This window comes from Winogradskya consettensis, assembly GCF_018332715.1.
GTDB classification, from domain to species: domain Bacteria; phylum Actinomycetota; class Actinomycetes; order Mycobacteriales; family Micromonosporaceae; genus Actinoplanes; species Actinoplanes consettensis.
On sequence record NZ_BOQP01000006.1, the window covers coordinates 143,307 to 161,251 of the forward strand.

Sequence of the window (17,945 nt, forward strand, 5' to 3'; positions counted from 1 at the left end):
GGTAAGGCGCGAGCCCGCGGGTAACTACCATTCGGAACGAGGGAGGCGCCATGATCACCTACTACCGGGACGGGGACGTGCTGGTGACGTCGACCGGGATCCGGATGGACGGCCGCGATTACCGGCTCAGCGAGCTCGCGCGTGTCTGGCACTCCCGCGGGCGGCGGCAGTGGTCGGCGGTGGCCGGGCGGGGCGTGCTCGGGCTCGCCGTTCTCGTCCCCGTGCTGATCGGCGCGATCGGCATCTCGATCGCCGTGCTGGTCGAGGCCTCGACCGCCGTGACCATCGCCCTCGTCGGTGGCGGCATCCTGATCGGGCTGGTCGCTCTCCCCCTCGCCGACGTGCTGCTGGAGTTCGTGGACCGCTCCCACGACCGGGGCAGCCACCCGCTCGAGATCTGGGCGGAAGTGCGTGGCACCCGGGTGCTGCTGCTGCGGTCGAACAACCGGCAGCGCTTCGGCCAGATCTACCGGGCGCTGCAACGCGCGCTGGACCAGGACACCGTTTCCCAAGGAGACCAGGCGTGACCTTTTCGCAAGGAGACCAGGCGTGACCTTTTCGCAAGGAGACCAGGCGTGACCTTTCCCCAAGGAGACCAGGCGTGACGAGAAGAGACTCAGTGCAGGCGCTGGCGCTCGCCGGGGTGCTCGCCACCAGCGGGGTGCTGCACTTCGCGAAGCCGCGCCCCTTCGACCGGATCGTGCCGCGCTCATTGCCCGGCAGCCGGCGAACCTACACGTACGTCAGCGGCGCCGCCGAGCTGGCCATCGCCGCCGCGATCGCCGTGCCGCGGACGCGCGCCCTGGGTGGCCTGGCCGCGGCCGGGCTCTTCGCGGCGGTCTTCCCCGCCAACGTCAAGATGGCCGTGGACTGGCGGCACGCCTCGCCGGCCAAGCGTGCGATCGCCTACGGCCGACTGCCGCTGCAGGTGCCGTTGGTCCTGTGGGGGTTGCAAGTCGCCGGAAAAGTGAAAAAGATGTAAAAATATCCGGCACGATCGGGACATCATGAAGGCCACCAAGGTTGCCCCGACCGGAATCGAGCGCACGTTCGGCGATGACGAGATCATCGTGACGAAGACGGATCCGCGCGGGTTGCTCACCTACGCCAACGATGTCTTCCTGCGGCTCTCGGCGCTCACCGAGGACGAGGCGATCGGCCGGCCGCACAGCCTCATCCGGCATCCCGACATGCCCCGGGCCGTGTTCAAACTGCTGTGGGACACCCTGAAGAGCCGGCAGGAGCTCTTCGCGTACGTCGTGAATCTCGCATCGGACGGCGCGCACTACTGGGTGCTCGCGCACGTGACGCCCTCGTTCGACCAGAACGGGCACCTGGTCGGATACCACTCGAGCCGGCGCCGCCCCGAGCAGGCCGCTGTCACCGCGGCCGCCGAGCTCTACCGCAGGCTGAGCGCCGAGGAACGCCGGCACAACAGCACCCCCGAGGCGCTCGACGCCGGGTGGTCGATGCTGCAGGACACCCTGAGCAACCGGGGACAGACCTACGACGAATTCGTCTGGGAGCTGACCAACGGAAGCGCCTCGTGAAAACGCCGCCGACGGGCAACGACGACATGTTGCGGATGATCGCCGAGGTCTGCGGGAAGGCCGCTGCCGGTGACTTCGAGGTCCGGCTGCCCGCGATCGGCGAATCGGACCAGGCGCACGCGGCCCGCGCGGCGCTGAACAGCCTGCTCGACATCACCGACGCGTTCGTCCGGGAGTCCGGCGCCGCGCTCGGGGCCGCCGCCGAGGGCCGCTACCACCGCCGGTTCCTCACCCGGGGCATGCGCGGCGCGTTCCGCAGTGCCGCCGTCCAGATCTCCCAGTCCGGCGATCAGATGAGCGCGTCGGCCGCCGCCATGGCCGCGGCCGCGCAGTCCCGGCTGCAGCTCGCCGACGAGCTGGAATCGGCCGTGCTCACGGTCGCCGAGCAGGTGGCGACGGCCGCGACGGAAATGGGCGCGTCGGCGAACGGGCTCGCCGACTTCGCCCAGGGAGCGGTCGGTGACGCCGAGCGCGGAGTGGACACGGTGACGTCACTGACCACGGCGTCCGACCAGATCCGGCGCGCCGTGGACCTGATCAACTCGGTGGCGGCACAGACCCGGCTGCTGGCCCTGAACGCGACGATCGAGGCGGCCCGGGCCGGCGAGGCGGGGCTCGGCTTCAGCGTCGTGGCGGGCGAGGTCAAGGCCCTGGCGAACGAGACCAGCGCGTCCAGCGAGGAGATCCTCGGCCAGGTCAACACCGTGCAGCACGCCGCCGCCGACGCGGTGAACGTGCTGGACTCGGTGACCGGCAGCATCCGCGAGATGGCGAACCTGATCAACGGCATCGCCGCAGCGGTCGACGGAGGCCACGAATCGGGCACCGCCGGGCTGAGCAACCTCGCCGAGGTGCTCCGCGGCGAGGTCTTCCGCTTCGTCAGCATGGCCCGCCAGTCCTAGGCAGCGGCACCCTTCGCGTACAGCGCGTCGATCTCGGCACGGGACGGCAGGGCATTGGAGGCACCGACTTTGCGTACGCAGGCCGCGCCCGCCGCGTTCGCCCAGCGGATCGCCTCGACCAGGTCCCGCCCCTCGCCCCAGGCAACGGCCAGCGCCCCGGTGAACGCGTCGCCGGCGGCGGTCGTGTCGACGACGTCCACCTGGAACGGCGGGATGCGTTCGTCGGCGCCGTCGCGGTCGGCGTACCAGGAGCCCTTGCCGCTGAGGGTGAGGACCACCCGCGGGACCAGCTCGAGAAGCGCACCCATGTCGGCTTCCCGGGTCTGGGTGATCGCCGTGGCCTCGCCCTCGTTGACCACGAGCAGGTCGATCACCGACAGCAGCTCCGGCGGCAGGTGCCGGGCGGGTGCGGCGTTCAGAATCGTGCGGGTGCCACCCTCGCGGGCCGCCTTCGCCGCCGCGGTCACCGTCTCGACCGGGATCTCCTGCTGGCAGATCAGCACGTCACCCTCGGCGATCACCGCTTCCTCCGCGGCGCTGAGGCCGGCGAAGGTGCTGTTGGCGCCCGGGCTGACCATGATGGTGTTCTCGCCGGCGCGGTCGACCATGATGACCGCCACGCCGGACGAGCCGTAGCTGGTGCGGACGTGCGCGGTGTCCACGCCGGACGCGTTCAACCGGGCCTTGATGGTCACCCCGAACGCGTCCGAGCCGATCGCGCCGAGGAACGTGCAGCTGCCACCGGCCCGGGCGGCGGCGATCGCCTGGTTGGCGCCCTTACCGCCGGGCGTCATCATGAAGTCGTCGCCGAGGATCGTCTCGCCGGGCAGCGGCAGGCGCTCGGCCAGCCCCACCAGATCCATGTTGGCGCTGCCCGCGACGACGATCCGCGGCAGGGAGTCGGCCATGGTCAGCTCCTCAGGCCGCGCGGGCCGTGTAGCGGTCGCCGTGGCGCTGGATGACCAGCGGCAGGCCGAACGTCTTGGACAGGTTGTCCGCGGTCAGCACCTCGCCGAGCAGCCCGGACGCCACGACCGTACCCTCGCGCAGCAGCAGCGCGTGGGTGAAGCCGGGTGGAATCTCCTCGACGTGATGGGTGACCAGCACCATGGCCGGGGCGTCGGGGTCCTCGGCCAGCTCGGTCAGCCGGGCCAGCAGGTCCTCGCGGCCACCCAGGTCGAGCCCGGCGGTCGGCTCGTCCAGCAGCATCAGCTCGGGGTCGGTCATCAGCGCGCGGGCGATCTGGGTGCGCTTCTTCTCGCCCTCGCTCAGGGTGCCGAACTCGCGGTCGGTGAGCCCGCCCATGCCCATCTGCTCCAGCAGCGCCCGGGCACGGGCCTCGTCCTGCGGGTCGTAGCTCTCCCGCCAGCGGCCGACCACCGACCACGCGGCGGTGACCACGACGTCGAGGACCCGCTCGGCCGGCGGCACCCGCTCGGCGAGCTGACCGGTCGTGATGCCGACCCGGGTCCGCAGCTCGTTGACGTCGGTGCGGCCGAGCCGCTCCCCCAGCACCCACGCGACGCCCTGGGACGGGTGCAGCCGCGCGGAGGAGAGGTTGAGCAAAGTGGTCTTCCCGGCGCCGTTCGGGCCCAGGATCACCCACCGCTCATCGAGCTCGACCTGCCAGGTGAGACTCCGCAGCAGATAGTTGCCGCCGCGGATGACACTCACCCGGTCGAAGGAGATGACGGTGTCGTCGTCGGGGGGTGTGGGGGTCGCTGCGTCGAGCACGCGTCCATCCAACCACGCACGCCGCCCGGGATAAGACGGCGTGCCGAGGCTCACCCCGTGGTTGATCCGAAGACTTCGTCACGGACGGCGTCGAGGGCGGACAGCAGGGCACCGTTGAGGATCGGTTCGACGGCGACCTCGCTCACCACGACCTTCGGCGCCACCAGGGTGATCGAGGCGACCTCCGCCTGTACCCGCTCGGCGAGCGCGGCGCCACCGGCCTGGCTGACCTCGCCGGCGAGCACCACGAGCGGCGGGTCGAGCACGACGCAGGTCGCGGCGACACCGAGCGAGAGCCGGCGGGCCAGCTCGTCGAGCACCGGCGCGCCCTTCTCCCCCGCTGCCAGCGCGGCGCGGATCACGTCGGCGGCCTCGGCGCCCTTGAAGCCGTACTTCTTGCCGATCGCCTTGGCCGCGTCGGCGGCGACGAGCGTCTGGAAGCCGCCCTTCACCCCGCGCTGGGAGGCGTTGTGCGGCGGCTCGGTGCCCGCGACCGGCAGGTAGCCGATCTCGCCCGCCGCGCCCGTGCTGCCCTGGTGCAGCCGCCCGTCGATGACACTGGCCAGGCCGACGCCGCGGTCGACCCAGATGAGCACGAAGTCGTCGACGCCCTTGGCCGCACCGGCGTGTTGCTCGGCGATGGCCACCAGGTTGACGTCGTTGCCGAAGACGACCGGGACGCTGAGGTCCTTGCGCAGGTCGGCGAGCAGTCCCCGGTGCCAGCGCGGCAGGTCGAACGCGAACGAGACCTCGCTGGTCTTCGGGTCGACCAGGCCGGGGGTGCCGAGCACGACCCGGCGTACCGACTCGAGCGTGGTGCCGGCCGCGGCCGCCGCCCCGAGCACCGCGCTGTGCACGGCGCCGACCGGGTCCTCGATGTCCTGGGTGGACTGCTCGCTGCGCCCGACGATCTCGCCGGTGATGTCCGCGCACGCCGCCACGACGCGGTCGGGCAGGACCTCGACGCCGATGACGTACGCGCTACCGGGAGTCACGGCGTAGAGCTGGGCATTGGGTCCACGCCCACCGGCCTGCTCGCCGACCCGGCGGACGAGACCACGCTCCTCCAGCCGCTCGACCAGCTGGGAGGCGGTGACCTTGCTCAGCCCGGTCATCTCACCGAGCTGGGCGCGGGTCAGCGGCCCCTTCGCGAGCAGCAGCTCGAGCGCGGCGCGGTCGTTGAGCGCGCGCAGCAGCCTGGGTGTGCCCGGCAAGCGGGTGGCGGCCATAACTACGTCCCCTAGGTATTGAGGATGATTTGCTATCACGGTATCCGGACGCGCCGCAGCGTATCGGTGGGAAGGTAACCATGCCGATCGACCCAGGGCTACAACGCCTCGCCCTGGGCACCATTCTTGCGGCTTTTGTTGGCAAAAACGCTCCGGAATGGCTGCTCGCCCTGCTGGCTGACGGGCTCGCGGGGGTCACGCTCTTCGGGACCAACATCGAAAACCCGAAACAGACTGCGGATCTCACCACCCGACTACGCTCGGTACGCCGGGACACGCTCATCGCCACCGACGAGGAGGGCGGCGACGTGACCCGGCTGGCCCACCGCACGGGGAGCCCGTACCCGGGGAACGCCGCGCTCGGGGTGGTCGACGACGTTCTGTCGACGCGGATGGCGTACGCGTCGATCGGTTCTGAGCTGGCGGCGTGCGGCATCACCCTGAATTTCGCCCCCGTGGCGGACGTCAACACCACGGACGACAATCCCGTCATCGGTACGCGTTCCTTCGGCTCCGACCCGGCCCTCGTCGCCCGGCACACGGCGGCAGCGGTCGCGGGTCTGCAGTCGGCAGGCGTCCTGGCCTGCACCAAGCACTTCCCCGGCCACGGCGCGACCCGCACGGATTCCCATCTCGGCCTGCCCGTGGTCGACGTTCCCATCCCGGTGCTGCGGGAGCGCGACCTTCCGCCGTTCGCCGCGGCCATCGCCGCCGGAACAGCCGCGATCATGACCGCACACCTGAGAATCCCGGCTCTGACCGGTGCGGGCCCGGCGACTTTCTCCCGCGCCGTGCTGCAAGACCTACTTCGCCATGAGTACGCGTTCAGCGGCGCAATCATCACGGACGCCCTGGAAATGCGCGGCGCCGCCGAGGTTGCAGGCGGCCCCGGCCCGGCGGCGGTGCTGGCGCTGGCCGCGGGCGCCGACCTGCTCTGCCTCGGCGCCCACGTCACCCCCGCCCTGGTCGACACCGTGGTCACCGACATCGTCACCGCGGTCGCCGACGGCCGGCTCCCCCGCACCCGCCTGGAGGACGCCGCGGCCCGGACCGCAGCGCTCACCCCCGCCGCAGGCGCCCCCGCCGCAGACGCCCCCATTGCGGGCATCGGGTGGGAGGTCGCTCGGCGTGCGCTGCGCGTCGAGGGTTCGGCCGAGGGTTTCGGCAACGCCCTGGTGGTCAAACTGCACACCGGCCCGACCATCGTCGAGGGCCGCGTCCCCTGGGGTCTGGGCGTGCCGGCCCTGTCGATCGCAGCGGCCTCGACCTCGCCCGATGAGCTCATCGGCCGGGCCGGATCGCGGCCAATCGTGATCATCGGCAGACGGTTGCACCGCACCGAGGAGAGCCGGTACCTGATCGAATCGCTCACCAGGCGCCATACTGGTGCGGTGGTGGAGATGGGGTGGCCGTCCGACTGGCGCCCCACCAGCGCCCGGGCGTTCCTGACGACCTACGGCGCCGGCGAGGTCAACGGCAGGGCCGCGGCAGCGGCGCTCGGCCTGCTCCACCCCCGGGACTGAGGCAGCGGCGGGCCGCCACCCGCCGCTGCCTCTTCACTCTCCGCACACACGCTTGCAATGACACAGAGTAATCACCGCGCCCGATTAAGCCGCTAATGCCAGGTTTCGAGTGTTCCGCCGCACATGCCGCCCCGTCCGAACGGTCAATTCCCGCACCCTGCGCTTCCCTTGTCGGACGATCATCACGTAGCGTCATGTTTGCAGGTGGATCTGGGGATGCCGCCGGCGAGCTCCGGACTTCGGGACCAGTCCGGACGCCTCGCCGCGGTACAGATGGTGGGCCGGGCGCTCCGCTGGTTTCGGGAGCAACCGCCGGAAGACAGCGTCCGGCTCACACACCGCAGACCTCGTCGAGGAACTTCTCGATCGCCACGGCGACCCGGCCCGGCGCGCGCAGCTCGGCGCTGTGCCCCTGGCCGTGCATCAGCAGCCGGCGAGACCTGGGCAGCGCCTTCTCCAACGCGTCCAATCGTGACGCCAGGTGGGCCGGGGACCTGTCACCGCCGATCAGGAGGACCGGCAGGTCGATCTTCGCGTACGCCGGGAGGCGTACCCCAAGTGCATCGATCTGGTCGTTGTCATCGAGTTGGCGGGCGACGCGCGGGGCATAACCGCTGCGTCCCACGACGAAGCCGGCGAGCGCCGCCGACGGCACCGGCATGCCGACCACATCGCGCAGGAAGATGCTCAGCGCCTTGCCGGGACTGCCCGCGTCGAGGGCCCGGCGTGCCGGAACGAGCTTCGCGCCACCGAGCGGCTCGTCGATGACGATCGGTGGCTCGTAGAGGACCGCGCCGCGATACAGCGACGGATCCGCGACCAGCGCCTCCAGGGCGAGCACCGCGCCCGAGGAGTGGCCGACCAGCAGCGGCCGGTCCACCTCGGACGCGATGGCCGCGACGTGCTCCACCTCGTCGGCCATCGTGACCGGGGCGGGCAGGTCCAGCCGGTACTGGCGCCGGTGCAGGCGGATCGTCCGGAAGCGGTGCCGCAGCCGGGCGGTGACGCGCTCCCACGCCGACGGGTCGCCCATGCCGCCGTGCAGCACGAGGATCGGGGTGCCGAGGCCCTCGTCCACCGCTTCCGCCACCGAGTTGTCAATCGCCGTCGCCCGCATCGCTGTCCCCTATCCGGCCCGTGGGACCGGTGCCGGGCGCAGCACCCGCGCCGACAGTCCCATGACCACGGTAAGCGCCGCGACCAGAACGAACGAGGTGGTGAGCGACGTCAGGTGGGCGATTCCGCCGATGATGCCGGGGGCGACGAGCCCGCTCCCGTACGCGATCCCGGCCACCCCCGCCAGGCTGCGCCCCGGGTGCTCGCCGATCCGCCCGGCCGTGGCGAAGACCAGCGGCACCACGACCGCGATCCCCACGCCGAGCAGCCCGAAGCCGATCAGCACCGGGGCGACGTGGTCGCTGAGGACCACCGTGACGGCGCCGACGCTCGCGCCGACTCCGGCGACCCGGACGGTGGTCACCGGCCCGAGCCACTGGATGACCCGGTCGCCGGCGAACCGGGCCAGCGCCATGCTGATCGAGAAGACCGACACCGTCAGCGCCGCGGTGCCGGCGGTGTCGCCCACGACGTCACGGACGTAGACCGCCGACCAGTCGAGCCCGGCGCCCTCGGCGAAGACCGCGCAGAGCGCGACCAGCCCGATCGGCAGCACGGCCCGGCTCGGCAGGGCGAACGCGGGCGGCTCCGCGGTGTCGGGTGCGGGGCGGTGCGACAGCAGGCCGGCGCAGGCCACGACGCTGACCACGGCCAGCACCGCCGCGGTGATCAAGAAGTGGATCCGGGCATCGATACCGGCGCGCGCCGCGGCGGCCGCCACCGCCGAACCGGCCAGCCCGCCGACACTCCAGTAGCCGTGGAAGCTCGACATCACCGACCGGCCGTAGCGCTCCTCGACCAGCACCGCCTGCGCGTTCATGGCCACGTCCGCGACGCCGGCCGCCGCGCCGTAGACCACGAGCAGCGGGCACAGCACGAAGATCGACGTGGGCAGCGCGGGCAGGATCAGCGCCGCGCACCAGAGCAGGATCAGCACCCTGGCGAGTTTGCGCAGGTCGAAGCGGTGCGCGAGGCGCCCGGACAGCGGCATGGCCAGCAGCGCACCGACACCCGGCATCAGCAGCGCGATGCCGAGACCGCCCGCACCGACCCCGACATGATCAGCGATCCACGGCACGCGCGCCGCGAACGTACCGGTGACCGCGCCGTGCACGGCGAAGACGACAGAGGTCGCGGCTCGGGCGCGGGGCAGCGTCTGCATGACGGGTCACAATACGGGCCGGGTACCCCCGAGGGGTATAGAGTGGTGGGCGTGACCCGGCAGATCGAGCTCGAGATCGGCGGCATGACCTGCGCCGCCTGCGCCAACCGCATCGAGAAGAAGCTCAACCGGCTCGACGGCGTGACGGCCACCGTCAACTACGCCACCGAGAAGGCGCGCGCCACCGTGCCCGCCGAGCTGACCGTCGCCGATCTCATCGCGGTGGTCGAGAAAACCGGCTACACCGCGGCTGAGCCCGCCGCCGTGCCCACTCCCGAGCCTGCCGGCGACCCGTTGCGGGCCCGGCTGCTGATCTCCGTCGCCCTGAGCGTGCCGGTGATCGTCCTGGCGATGGTCCCGGCCTGGCAGTTCGACTACTGGCAGTGGTTGTCGCTCACCCTCGCCGCCCCGGTCGTCGTCTACGGCGGATGGCCGTTCCACCGGTCCGCGCTGGTCAACCTGCGGCACGGCGCCGCCACGATGGACACGCTCGTCTCCGTCGGGACGCTCGCCGCCTTCCTCTGGTCACTGTGGGCACTCTTCCTCGGTGACGCCGGGATGCCCGGCATGACCCATCCCTTCACGCTGCGTGCAGGCTCCGACGGTGACGCGATCTACCTAGAGGCGGCCGCGGGGGTCACCAGCTTTCTGCTGGCCGGCCGTTACGCCGAGGCCCGAGCCAAGCGCCGCGCCGGTGACGCACTGCGATCACTGCTGGAGCTGGGCGCCAAGACGGTCACGCTCCGAGACGGCACCGAGCTACCGATCGAAAACCTCACCACCGGAGATCTCTTCCTCGTACGCCCCGGCGAGAAGGTCGCCACCGACGGCACCGTGACCGAGGGGTCGTCCGCCGTCGACCGCAGCCTCGTCACCGGCGAGTCCGTCCCCGTCGAGGTGACGGTCGGCGACCCGGTGACCGGTGGCACGGTCAACGCCGGGGGCCGCCTGATCGTGCGGGCCACCCGGGTCGGCGCCGACACGCAACTCGCCCAGATGGCGCGCCTGGTCGAGGATGCCCAGGCCGGGAAGGCCGCGGTCCAGCGCCTCGCCGACCGCATCTCCGGCGTCTTCGTCCCGGTGGTCCTCGTCCTGGCCGTGGCGACCCTCGGCTACTGGCTCGGCGCCGGTCACGGGGTGGCGTCCGCGCTCACGGCCGCGGTCGCCGTGCTGATCATCGCCTGCCCCTGCGCCCTGGGCCTCGCCACCCCGACAGCGCTGCTGGTCGGCACGGGCCGAGGAGCCCAGCTCGGCATCCTGATCCGCGGCGTCGAGGCCCTCGAATCCGTCCGCCGCGTCGACACGATCGTCCTCGACAAGACCGGCACGGTCACCACGGGCACGATGACGGTCCAGCAGACCGATCTGGCCCCCGACGTTCTCCTGCTCGCCGGCGCGGTCGAGGCCGCGTCGGAGCACCCGCTCGGCCGTGCGATCACCCACGCCGCCCGCGAGCACGGCCCGCTGCCCACGGTCACCGACTTCCAGGCCACGGCGGGCGTCGGGGTGCGCGGCACGGTGGCGGGCCAACTCGTGGAGATCACCCGAGGCACGGGCGACACGGCCCTGACCTGGGTCGAGGTCCGCGTCGACGGCACACCCCGAGGACGCCTGGGCCTCGCCGATTCGGTACGCCCGTCGAGCGCCCCCGCCATCGCCCGCCTCCGCCGGCTCGGCCTGACCCCGGTCCTGCTCACCGGTGACGCGCAGGCGGTGGCCGACAAGGTCGCCGCGGAGATCGGCGTGACCGAGGTCGTGGCGGAGGTCCTCCCCTCGGGCAAGCTCGACGTCGTCAAACGCCTCCAATCCGAAGGTCGCGTGGTCGCCATGGTCGGCGACGGCGTGAACGACGCCGCCGCCCTCACCCAGTCCGACCTGGGCATCGCCATGGGCGCCGGCACCGACGTGGCGATCGAGGCATCCGACCTCACCCTGATGCGCGATGACCTGTCGGCTGCTGTGGACGCGGTGCGGCTCTCCCGGCGTACGGTGCAGATCATTCACGGCAATTTGTTCTGGGCCTTCGCCTACAACGTCGCGGGCCTGCCGCTGGCCGCCGCCGGCCTGCTCAACCCGATGATCGCGGGCGCGGCCATGGCCTTCAGCTCCATCTTCGTCGTCGGCAACAGCCTGCGCCTACGCCGCTTCCGCTCCTCGGTGTAACCACAGAACTGCCCCGGCAAAGACCGCCGGCGCGGCGAAAATCATCGCCATCGGCCCGAACTCCAGAAACGCCAGGACCGTCGACCAGCCGGACTCCGGGCTGACGAACACCACGCAACCGTTGATCACCCCGCCCAGGTCGGGGAACGTTGCCTGATCCCTGGTAGCGGCCAAATCGCTCACGGCATAAACGGTGGACGGCAGCATCCAGCCCGCGCCGGCGATCAGCAGCGCACTGGCAACCGGCCGGTCGCCGACCCTGCCCGCCGACACCCAGACCAGCGCCGCGGCGGTGATGACCCCGAGTGCTGCGGGCGAGGACGCCGGGTCTTCCGCGAGCGGGCTGAGCCCCGCAAGAACCACCAGAACCAGAACCAGCAGGGTGAGCGAACGCTCGAGCGGTGACCGCCGGCGGAGGGATCGCGGCAATGACAGCGCCTCTGCGGCGTAACGCACACCGGGTTCGTCGAACACGAATGCGCTGGTGGTCGCCACGAGCGCGGCAGCACAGGTGGACACGACCACGGTCAAGGGCGCACCCGACGAGATCTTTCCAGCTCAGCGGCCCCGCCGCCCGCGTTCAGCCGGTTATCACGCGCCGTCCTTCAGGAGCAGGCTCTCATCGGCCTCGCTGAACTGCTTCGGGCCATTGATCGGGGACTTCCGGCCCAGGAACGAGAAGAGGATGTGGAACTTCAGGCTCCGGCCGCCGGCTGGATGCACTGCAATATCGATGGTGCTGACCCCGCCGGTCTCGTCCGTGACCAGCGTGAAGATTCCGGGCCCGCCGACGACGGGTACGCCGATGGGGAGAAATTCTCCCGGCACGGCCTTGAAGAATCCCCGGTACTGATGGTCGGCCTTGTCCGTCACCCGCTCGACCGCCGCGGTGAAACGATCGATGCCGGTCGGGTCGTCCTGGTTGATGGTGTAGAGCACGGTGCCCCGCGGCACCCGATCAAGATCGATGTGGAACGCCGGCCCGAGTTCCCCCTCGGGCGGCATTTCGCTCAGGTAGAAGTCGTTGCCGATCACGGTCTGCGCTGAGGCTTTCCGGATCTTCTTCCTGTCCGCGGCGGTGCCTTCCATCGCCACGCTCCGGTAGAAATCCTTGGTTCCGGGGTCGAAGAAGCCGTGACCGGCGAGTGTGGCGCCATCTAGGTCTTTTCCCGCGAGCTCCCCCGGCACATTGCCGGTGGACTGCCAGACGAAGTAGGAGCTCCGCGTCTTGTCGAGCGCGGCACGCACTTCGGCCAGGTAGGCAATGGACGGATCCGGGGCCGGGGTCTCGGCGGCGTCGCTGTCGCAAGCGGCGACGGCAGCGGCGAGAAGGACGCCTATGAGGGTGAGCGCAGACATCCTGCGGAACGTGGACACGGGCCGGAAGCATAGATGCCTGGCCCATCCAACGAGGGCCCGGGCGCGGCCGCCTGAAACCGAACGCTCGGGCGGCAGGGTTGGCAGCCAACGACCTCCGGCGGCCAACCCTGCGGCGAACGGCCGGGGTGGCAGGTTGAGAGCGAACGGCCCGGGCAGTCGTTGCCCGGGCCGGGGCTGCGGTCAGGCTGCGGACGAGGTTTTGACCAGGGTGCGGATCTGGCGGAGGAGGACGGAGAGGGCTGCCAGGTCGCCCGGGGATTCGTCGATGTCGCCCATGGCGTTGCCGGCTCGGGCTATCGAGGCGGCGTTGGTCTGCTCCCACTCGGAGACGCGGTCCTCGGCGGAGGCCTCCGACGGGGTTGATTGCAGGACTTCGGCGGTCAGGCCGGCGAGGGCTGAGTAGAGGTCGTAGCGCAGGGCCATGCGGGCGAGGGTCTGCCAGCGGTCGCCGCGTGGGAGCCGCGAGATGTGGGACAGCAGGACGTCGATCTTGAAGCGCTCGGAGAGGACGAAGTAGACGTTCGCCACCTCAGTGGGCGGGCAACCGGTCGTCTTGGCGGTCTCGAGGATGTCGAGGACCCCGAAGCCGTAGACCACTCGGGCCACGCCGCGGGCCAGGTCCTCGGGGACGCCGTTGCCGATCAGCATGTCGACGTGGGCGTCCTGGGAACGGCGTTCGGCGCCGATGACGACCTGGGAGAGCTGGAGCAGCAGGTTGCCGACGCCCTGGCGCAGGTGGTCGATCTCGGCGGCGACGTCGAGCGGGGAGCGGCGGTTGCTGACCAGCCAGCGGACCGCACGGTCGAGCAGGCGCCGGGTCTCCAGGTAGACGAGCGTCTGGGCGAACGTCGGGACCTTGTTGTCGAGCTCCTCGGCGGCGGCCCAGAGCTCGCGCAGGCCGTACACGTCGCGGACCACCACGTAGGCGCGGATGACGTCGGCGGCGGAGGCGCCGCTCTCCTCCATCGCGCGGAAGACGAAGGAGGTGCCGCCCCGGTTGACCACCTCGTTGACCAGGGCGGTCGAGATGATCTCGCGGCGCAGGCGGTGGCCGGCCATCCGGGCGGCGAACCGCTCGCGCAGCGGGGTCGGGAAATACCGGGACAGGACCCCGTGGGTCCATTCCTCATCGACGATCGGGTCGGCCAGGACCTGCCGTTCCAGCGAGATCTTCACGTACGCGAGGAGCACCGCGAACTCAGGCGGAGTGAGCCCGTCCCCCGCCTCGTACCGGGCGGCCAGCTCCTTGTCGGTGGGCAAGGCTTCCAGCTCGCGGTTGAGCTGGCCGGACTGCTCCAGCGCGATCAGCATCCGGCGGTGCACGGGCAGCAGCGAGTGGGCCTGCTGACGCGCGTTGCCGAGCGCCGTCGCCTGCTCGTAGTTGTCCCGCAGCACCAGCGCGCCGACCTCGTCGGTCATGGCGGCCAACAGCTCGTCGCGCTGGGGCAGCGTCAACTCGCCGTCGGTGACCGCGCCACCGAGCAGGATCTTGATGTTGACCTCGTGGTCGGAGCAGTCCACACCGGCCGAGTTGTCGATGAAGTCGGTGAAGACCCGGCCGTCCGCCAGGGCGTACTCGATGCGGCCGCGCTGGGTCAGGCCCAGGTTGCCACCCTCGCCGACCACCTTGGCCCGCAGTTCGGAGCCGTTGACCCGGATCGCGTCGTTGGCCTTGTCGCCGACCTCGGCGTGGGTCTCGGAGGCCGCCTTCACATAGGTGCCGATGCCGCCGTTCCACAGCAGGTCGACCGGGGCGGCCAGGATCGCGCGCATCAGGTCGGCCGGGCTCACCGCGGTCGCGCTGCCCAGGTCGAGCGCCGCGCGGATCTGTGGGCTGACCGGGATCGACTTGGCCGACCGCGGATAGATCCCGCCGCCCTCGCTGATCAGCGACGCGTCGTAGTCGGCCCACGACGAGCGCGGCAGGTCGAACAGCCGGCGCCGCTCGGCGTACGAAATGGCGGGGTCGGGGTCGGGGTCCAGGAAGATGTGGCGGTGGTCGAAGGCCGCCAGCAGCCGGATGTGCTCGCTGAGCAGCATGCCGTTGCCGAAGACGTCGCCGGACATGTCACCGACGCCCACCACCGAGAAGTCCTGGGTCTGCGTGTCGGTGCCCAGATCGCGGAAGTGTTTCTTGACCGATTCCCAGGCGCCGCGCGCGGTGATGCCCATCTTCTTGTGGTCGTAGCCCGCGGACCCGCCGGAGGCGAACGCGTCGCCCATCCAGAAGTCCTTGCTCACCGAGATCTCGTTGGCGATGTCGGAGAACGTCGCCGTGCCCTTGTCGGCCGCGACCACCAGGTAGGGGTCGTCGCCGTCGTGCCGGACCACGTCCACCGGCGGGACGATCTTGCCGCTGTGGATGTTGTCGGTGACGTCGAGCAGCGCGCCGATGAACCGCTTGTAGCACTCGACGGCCTCGTCGCGGTCGCCCGGCTTCTGCTTGAGCACGAAGCCACCCTTGGCACCCACCGGCACGATCACGGAATTCTTCACCATCTGCGCCTTGACCAGGCCGAGCACCTCCGTCCGGAAGTCCTCGCGCCGGTCCGACCAGCGCAGACCGCCACGCGCGACCGTACCGAAGCGAAGGTGCACACCCTCGAAGCGCGGCGAATAGACGAAGATCTCGAATTTCGGGCGCGGCTGCGGCAGGTCCGGGATGGCGGTCGGGTCCAGCTTGAAGGCGATGTAGGACTTGGGTCGCCCGTCCGCGGTCTTCTGGAAGAAGCTGGTGCGCAGGGTCGCCAGCATGAGCGTGAGGTACGACCGGAGGATCCGGTCCTGGTCGAGGCTCTCCACCGTGTCCAGCAGTGCGGTGATCTGTTCCACCAGATCGTCACCGAGCCGGGTGCGCTCCTCCTCCGTGATCTCCAGCCCCGGCGTGAACCGGGTCTCAAAAAGCTCGATCAAGAGCCTGGCAATCGTCGGGTACGCGATAAAAGTCGATTCGACGTACCGCTGCGAGAACACCGCCCCGGTCTGCCGCTGATACTTCGCATACGCCCGGAGCACGACCACCTGGCGCCACGTGAGCCCGGCGCGCAGGACCAGCTCGTTGAACCCGTCGACCTCGGCCTCGTTGGACCACGCCGCCGCGAACGCGTTCTCGACCTGGGGGCGGACCTCGGAGAGCTCGTGGTGCGACGCCGGTGGCAGCAGACCGAAGTCGTACAGGTAAACGGTGCCGTCCTGACGTCGTACCTCATAGGGGCGTTCGTCGACCACCCGGACGCCGAGCGAGTGCAGCACCGGAAGCACCGCGGAGAGCATCATGGGTTCGCCGTAGCGGAAGACCTTGAAGCGCACGTCGGCGTCGTCGGGCTCGGCGCATCCGTCCCGGTTGAGCCGGCGCTTACGGTAGAGATGCATCTCGAGCTGCCCGGACTCCTCCAGCAGCTCCAGCTTGGAGATGTCCTGCACCGCCTCGTAAGGCGTGTGCCCGTCCTTGTAGCTGTCGGGGAACGCCACCGCGTAGCGGGCGAAGAGGTCCTTGGCCGGCTCCTCGCCGAGCTTGCGGTCGAGCACCAGGGAGAAGTCGTCGTCCCACATGCGGGTGGCGTCGGCGAGCATCTCGGCGAGCGAATTCGGGTCGACGCCGCCCGGTGGGTCCGACGGGTCGGTGCGCACGATGAAGTGCACCCGCGCGAGCATCCGCTCGGTCACCCGGGTCGTGTAGTCGACACCGATGCCGTTCAGCTCGCGCAGCAGGATCTCCTGCATGGCCTGCCGGTTGCCGGTGGTGAACCGGTCGCGCGGCAGGTAGATCAGGCACGAGATGAAGCGGCCGTAGCCGTCGCGCCGCAGGAAGAGCCGCAACTGACGGCGGCCGGCCATCCGCAGCACGCCGACCACTGCTTCGTACAAATCGTCTGTCTTGATCTGGAAGAGCTCGTCACGCGGATAGGTCTCCAGGATCTGCAGCAGATCCTTGCCGGAGTGCCCGCGCGGCGACAGGCCGGAGCGGTCGAGCACCTCCATGACCTTGCGCCGCACGACCGGCAGCTCACGCACGCTGGTGCGATAGGCCGAGCTGGAGAACAGACCCAGGAAGCGCCGCTCGCCGCAGACCTCGCCCCGGTCGTTGAAGACCTTGACGCTGATGTAGTCCAGATAGGCCGAGCGGTGCACGGTAGCCCGGGAATTGGCCTTGGTGATGACCAGCAGCCGCTTCTCCAGGGCCCGCTTGTGTGCCTCGGGAGCCATCGAGGACAGCTTGCGTGGGGTGCTCTGGTCGCCGCGCAGGATGCCGAGCCCGCTGCCCGGAACCGCGGAGAGCAGGTCGCCGTCCTCGCTGAGCTCGTACTCGCGGTAGCCGAGGAAGGTGAAGTGGTCGTGGGCGAGCCACTTGAGCAGCTCGATGGAGTCGGTGACGTCCTTGTCGGGCACCGGCAGCTTGCGGTCGGAGCCCCGCGCGGCGGCCAGCTCGTCGGCGATCACCACGGCCCGCTGACGCATCCGCGGCCAGTCGTCCACCGCGTCACGCACATCGGTCAGCACCCGGCGCAGCTCGTTGTGCAGCTGCCCGCGCGCGTCCTCGCTGCGCACCGGGTCGATCTCGACCCGGATCCAGCTCTCGACCAGGTCGCCCTCGATCGCGTCGTCGGGCTCCACGTTGGCCTCGACCTGCGCCAGCCTGCCGAGCGGCTCCCGGCGCACCACGATCAGCGGGTGCACCAGCAGATGCACCTGGAGCTGGTGCGCGGTCAGCAGCGCGGTCACCGAGTCGACCAGGAACGGCATGTCGTCGGCGACGATCGAGATCACCGTGTGTGGCTGGCCGGTGCAGGGCGCGCTGATGTCGAGCTTGAGCTCGCCGGCCAGCCGCTCGGCGGCCAGCTCACGATGCCCGCGGGCGGCCTCGAACATCTCGTCGGCCGTGTAACCGACCAGCTCCTCATCGGGCGCGAACCGCCAGAAACGATCGACCAGTGTGGCCGTCGTGTGATCCTGGCCGGCCAGCCCCACGGCCTGCGCCACGAGGCGCTCGGCGTTGGGCAGCGGCTCATCGAGCTCGTCATCGGAGGTTCCGAGCCGCCCCGTCAGGGCGAGCCCGGGACCTGGCCCGAAGTCCAGCTCAGGATCGGATTCGTTCGCTGCCTCGTCGGCTGCAGGCATGACAGACCGCTCCCCTCACCCACCGCACTGTGGGTTCGACGTGTCGGGCCTAAGCCTAGAACGTGGGT

At 70.5% G+C, this 17,945-nt stretch carries 14 protein-coding genes; 6 read left to right on the forward strand and 8 right to left on the reverse strand.

Annotated elements, in window-relative coordinates; genetic code table 11:
* The first annotated feature begins 50 nt into the window (after positions 1–50).
* From Aco04nite_RS06405 to Aco04nite_RS06420, 4 genes are all read left to right on the forward strand, one after another.
* Entirely contained in the window at positions 51–527 is a 477-nt protein-coding gene (locus Aco04nite_RS06405; RefSeq protein WP_212996246.1) for a DUF6232 family protein, read from the forward strand.
* 74 nt (positions 528–601) lie between these two features.
* Complete coding sequence (locus tag Aco04nite_RS06410; RefSeq protein WP_244875782.1) at positions 602–982, forward strand: DoxX family protein; 381 nt, start codon at positions 602–604, stop codon at positions 980–982.
* A gap of 25 nt (positions 983–1,007) precedes the next feature.
* Positions 1,008–1,550 (forward strand): PAS domain-containing protein, encoded by a 543-nt coding sequence (locus Aco04nite_RS06415; protein ID WP_212996247.1) that lies wholly within the window; start codon positions 1,008–1,010, stop codon positions 1,548–1,550.
* On the forward strand, positions 1,547–2,452 hold the full coding sequence (locus Aco04nite_RS06420) for a methyl-accepting chemotaxis protein (protein ID WP_244875783.1): 906 nt from the start codon (positions 1,547–1,549) through the stop codon (positions 2,450–2,452). The genes Aco04nite_RS06415 and Aco04nite_RS06420 overlap by 4 nt, the downstream gene beginning before the upstream one ends.
* Here Aco04nite_RS06420 and Aco04nite_RS06425 read toward each other — a convergent pair.
* Genes Aco04nite_RS06425 through Aco04nite_RS06435 form a run of 3 tightly spaced genes read right to left on the reverse strand, consistent with a single transcriptional unit; the run spans position 2,449 to position 5,415 of the window.
* Complete coding sequence (locus Aco04nite_RS06425) at positions 2,449–3,360, reverse strand: ribokinase (RefSeq protein WP_438874896.1); 912 nt, start codon at positions 3,358–3,360, stop codon at positions 2,449–2,451. The genes Aco04nite_RS06420 and Aco04nite_RS06425 overlap by 4 nt on opposite strands.
* A gap of 10 nt (positions 3,361–3,370) precedes the next feature.
* A complete protein-coding gene (locus Aco04nite_RS06430; protein WP_438874897.1) occupies positions 3,371–4,240 on the reverse strand; it encodes an ABC transporter ATP-binding protein in 870 nt (289 codons plus the stop codon).
* On the reverse strand, positions 4,237–5,415 hold the full coding sequence (locus tag Aco04nite_RS06435) for an ROK family transcriptional regulator (RefSeq protein WP_212996249.1): 1,179 nt from the start codon (positions 5,413–5,415) through the stop codon (positions 4,237–4,239). The genes Aco04nite_RS06430 and Aco04nite_RS06435 overlap by 4 nt, the downstream gene beginning before the upstream one ends.
* Before the next feature lie 80 nt (positions 5,416–5,495).
* Between Aco04nite_RS06435 and Aco04nite_RS06440 the strand changes: the two genes are divergently transcribed.
* Positions 5,496–6,938 (forward strand): glycoside hydrolase family 3 N-terminal domain-containing protein, encoded by a 1,443-nt coding sequence (locus Aco04nite_RS06440; protein WP_212996250.1) that lies wholly within the window; start codon positions 5,496–5,498, stop codon positions 6,936–6,938.
* Between the two features lie 331 nt (positions 6,939–7,269).
* Here the strand turns inward: Aco04nite_RS06440 and Aco04nite_RS06445 are convergent, their stop codons facing one another.
* Positions 7,270–8,055, reverse strand: a complete 786-nt coding sequence (locus Aco04nite_RS06445) for an alpha/beta fold hydrolase (protein WP_212996251.1) — start codon at positions 8,053–8,055, stop codon at positions 7,270–7,272.
* Between the two features lie 9 nt (positions 8,056–8,064).
* Complete coding sequence (locus Aco04nite_RS06450; RefSeq protein ID WP_212996252.1) at positions 8,065–9,216, reverse strand: MFS transporter; 1,152 nt, start codon at positions 9,214–9,216, stop codon at positions 8,065–8,067.
* Positions 9,217–9,267: 51 nt separating this feature from the next.
* Here Aco04nite_RS06450 and Aco04nite_RS06455 point away from each other — a divergent pair, with 51 nt between their 5' ends.
* Positions 9,268–11,379 (forward strand): heavy metal translocating P-type ATPase, encoded by a 2,112-nt coding sequence (locus tag Aco04nite_RS06455; protein WP_344646492.1) that lies wholly within the window; start codon positions 9,268–9,270, stop codon positions 11,377–11,379.
* Here Aco04nite_RS06455 and Aco04nite_RS06460 read toward each other — a convergent pair.
* From Aco04nite_RS06460 to Aco04nite_RS06470, 3 genes are all read right to left on the reverse strand, one after another.
* Complete coding sequence (locus Aco04nite_RS06460) at positions 11,353–11,910, reverse strand: hypothetical protein (protein ID WP_212996253.1); 558 nt, start codon at positions 11,908–11,910, stop codon at positions 11,353–11,355. The two genes, Aco04nite_RS06455 and Aco04nite_RS06460, sit on opposite strands and share 27 nt — an antisense overlap.
* Before the next feature lie 60 nt (positions 11,911–11,970).
* Positions 11,971–12,738: a hypothetical protein gene (locus tag Aco04nite_RS06465; RefSeq protein ID WP_212996254.1), complete on the reverse strand. Its 768-nt coding sequence runs from the start codon at positions 12,736–12,738 to the stop codon at positions 11,971–11,973.
* 201 nt (positions 12,739–12,939) lie between these two features.
* Positions 12,940–17,877, reverse strand: coding sequence for an NAD-glutamate dehydrogenase (locus Aco04nite_RS06470; protein ID WP_212996255.1), 4,938 nt, complete (start codon positions 17,875–17,877; stop codon positions 12,940–12,942).
* Between the last annotated feature and the right edge of the window lie 68 nt (positions 17,878–17,945).

Coding starts and splice junctions, on each gene's coding strand:
- Aco04nite_RS06465 (WP_212996254.1), bottom strand. CDS start 12,738: ATGTCTGCGCTCACCCTCATAGGCGTCCTTCTCGCCGCTGCCGTCGCC.
- Aco04nite_RS06470 (WP_212996255.1), bottom strand. CDS start 17,877: ATGCCTGCAGCCGACGAGGCAGCGAACGAATCCGATCCTGAGCTGGAC.
- Aco04nite_RS06405 (WP_212996246.1), top strand. CDS start 51: ATGATCACCTACTACCGGGACGGGGACGTGCTGGTGACGTCGACCGGG.
- Aco04nite_RS06415 (WP_212996247.1), top strand. CDS start 1,008: ATGAAGGCCACCAAGGTTGCCCCGACCGGAATCGAGCGCACGTTCGGC.
- Aco04nite_RS06425 (WP_438874896.1), bottom strand. CDS start 3,360: ATGGCCGACTCCCTGCCGCGGATCGTCGTCGCGGGCAGCGCCAACATG.
- Aco04nite_RS06450 (WP_212996252.1), bottom strand. CDS start 9,216: ATGCAGACGCTGCCCCGCGCCCGAGCCGCGACCTCTGTCGTCTTCGCC.
- Aco04nite_RS06440 (WP_212996250.1), top strand. CDS start 5,496: ATGCCGATCGACCCAGGGCTACAACGCCTCGCCCTGGGCACCATTCTT.
- Aco04nite_RS06445 (WP_212996251.1), bottom strand. CDS start 8,055: ATGCGGGCGACGGCGATTGACAACTCGGTGGCGGAAGCGGTGGACGAG.
- Aco04nite_RS06435 (WP_212996249.1), bottom strand. CDS start 5,415: ATGGCCGCCACCCGCTTGCCGGGCACACCCAGGCTGCTGCGCGCGCTC.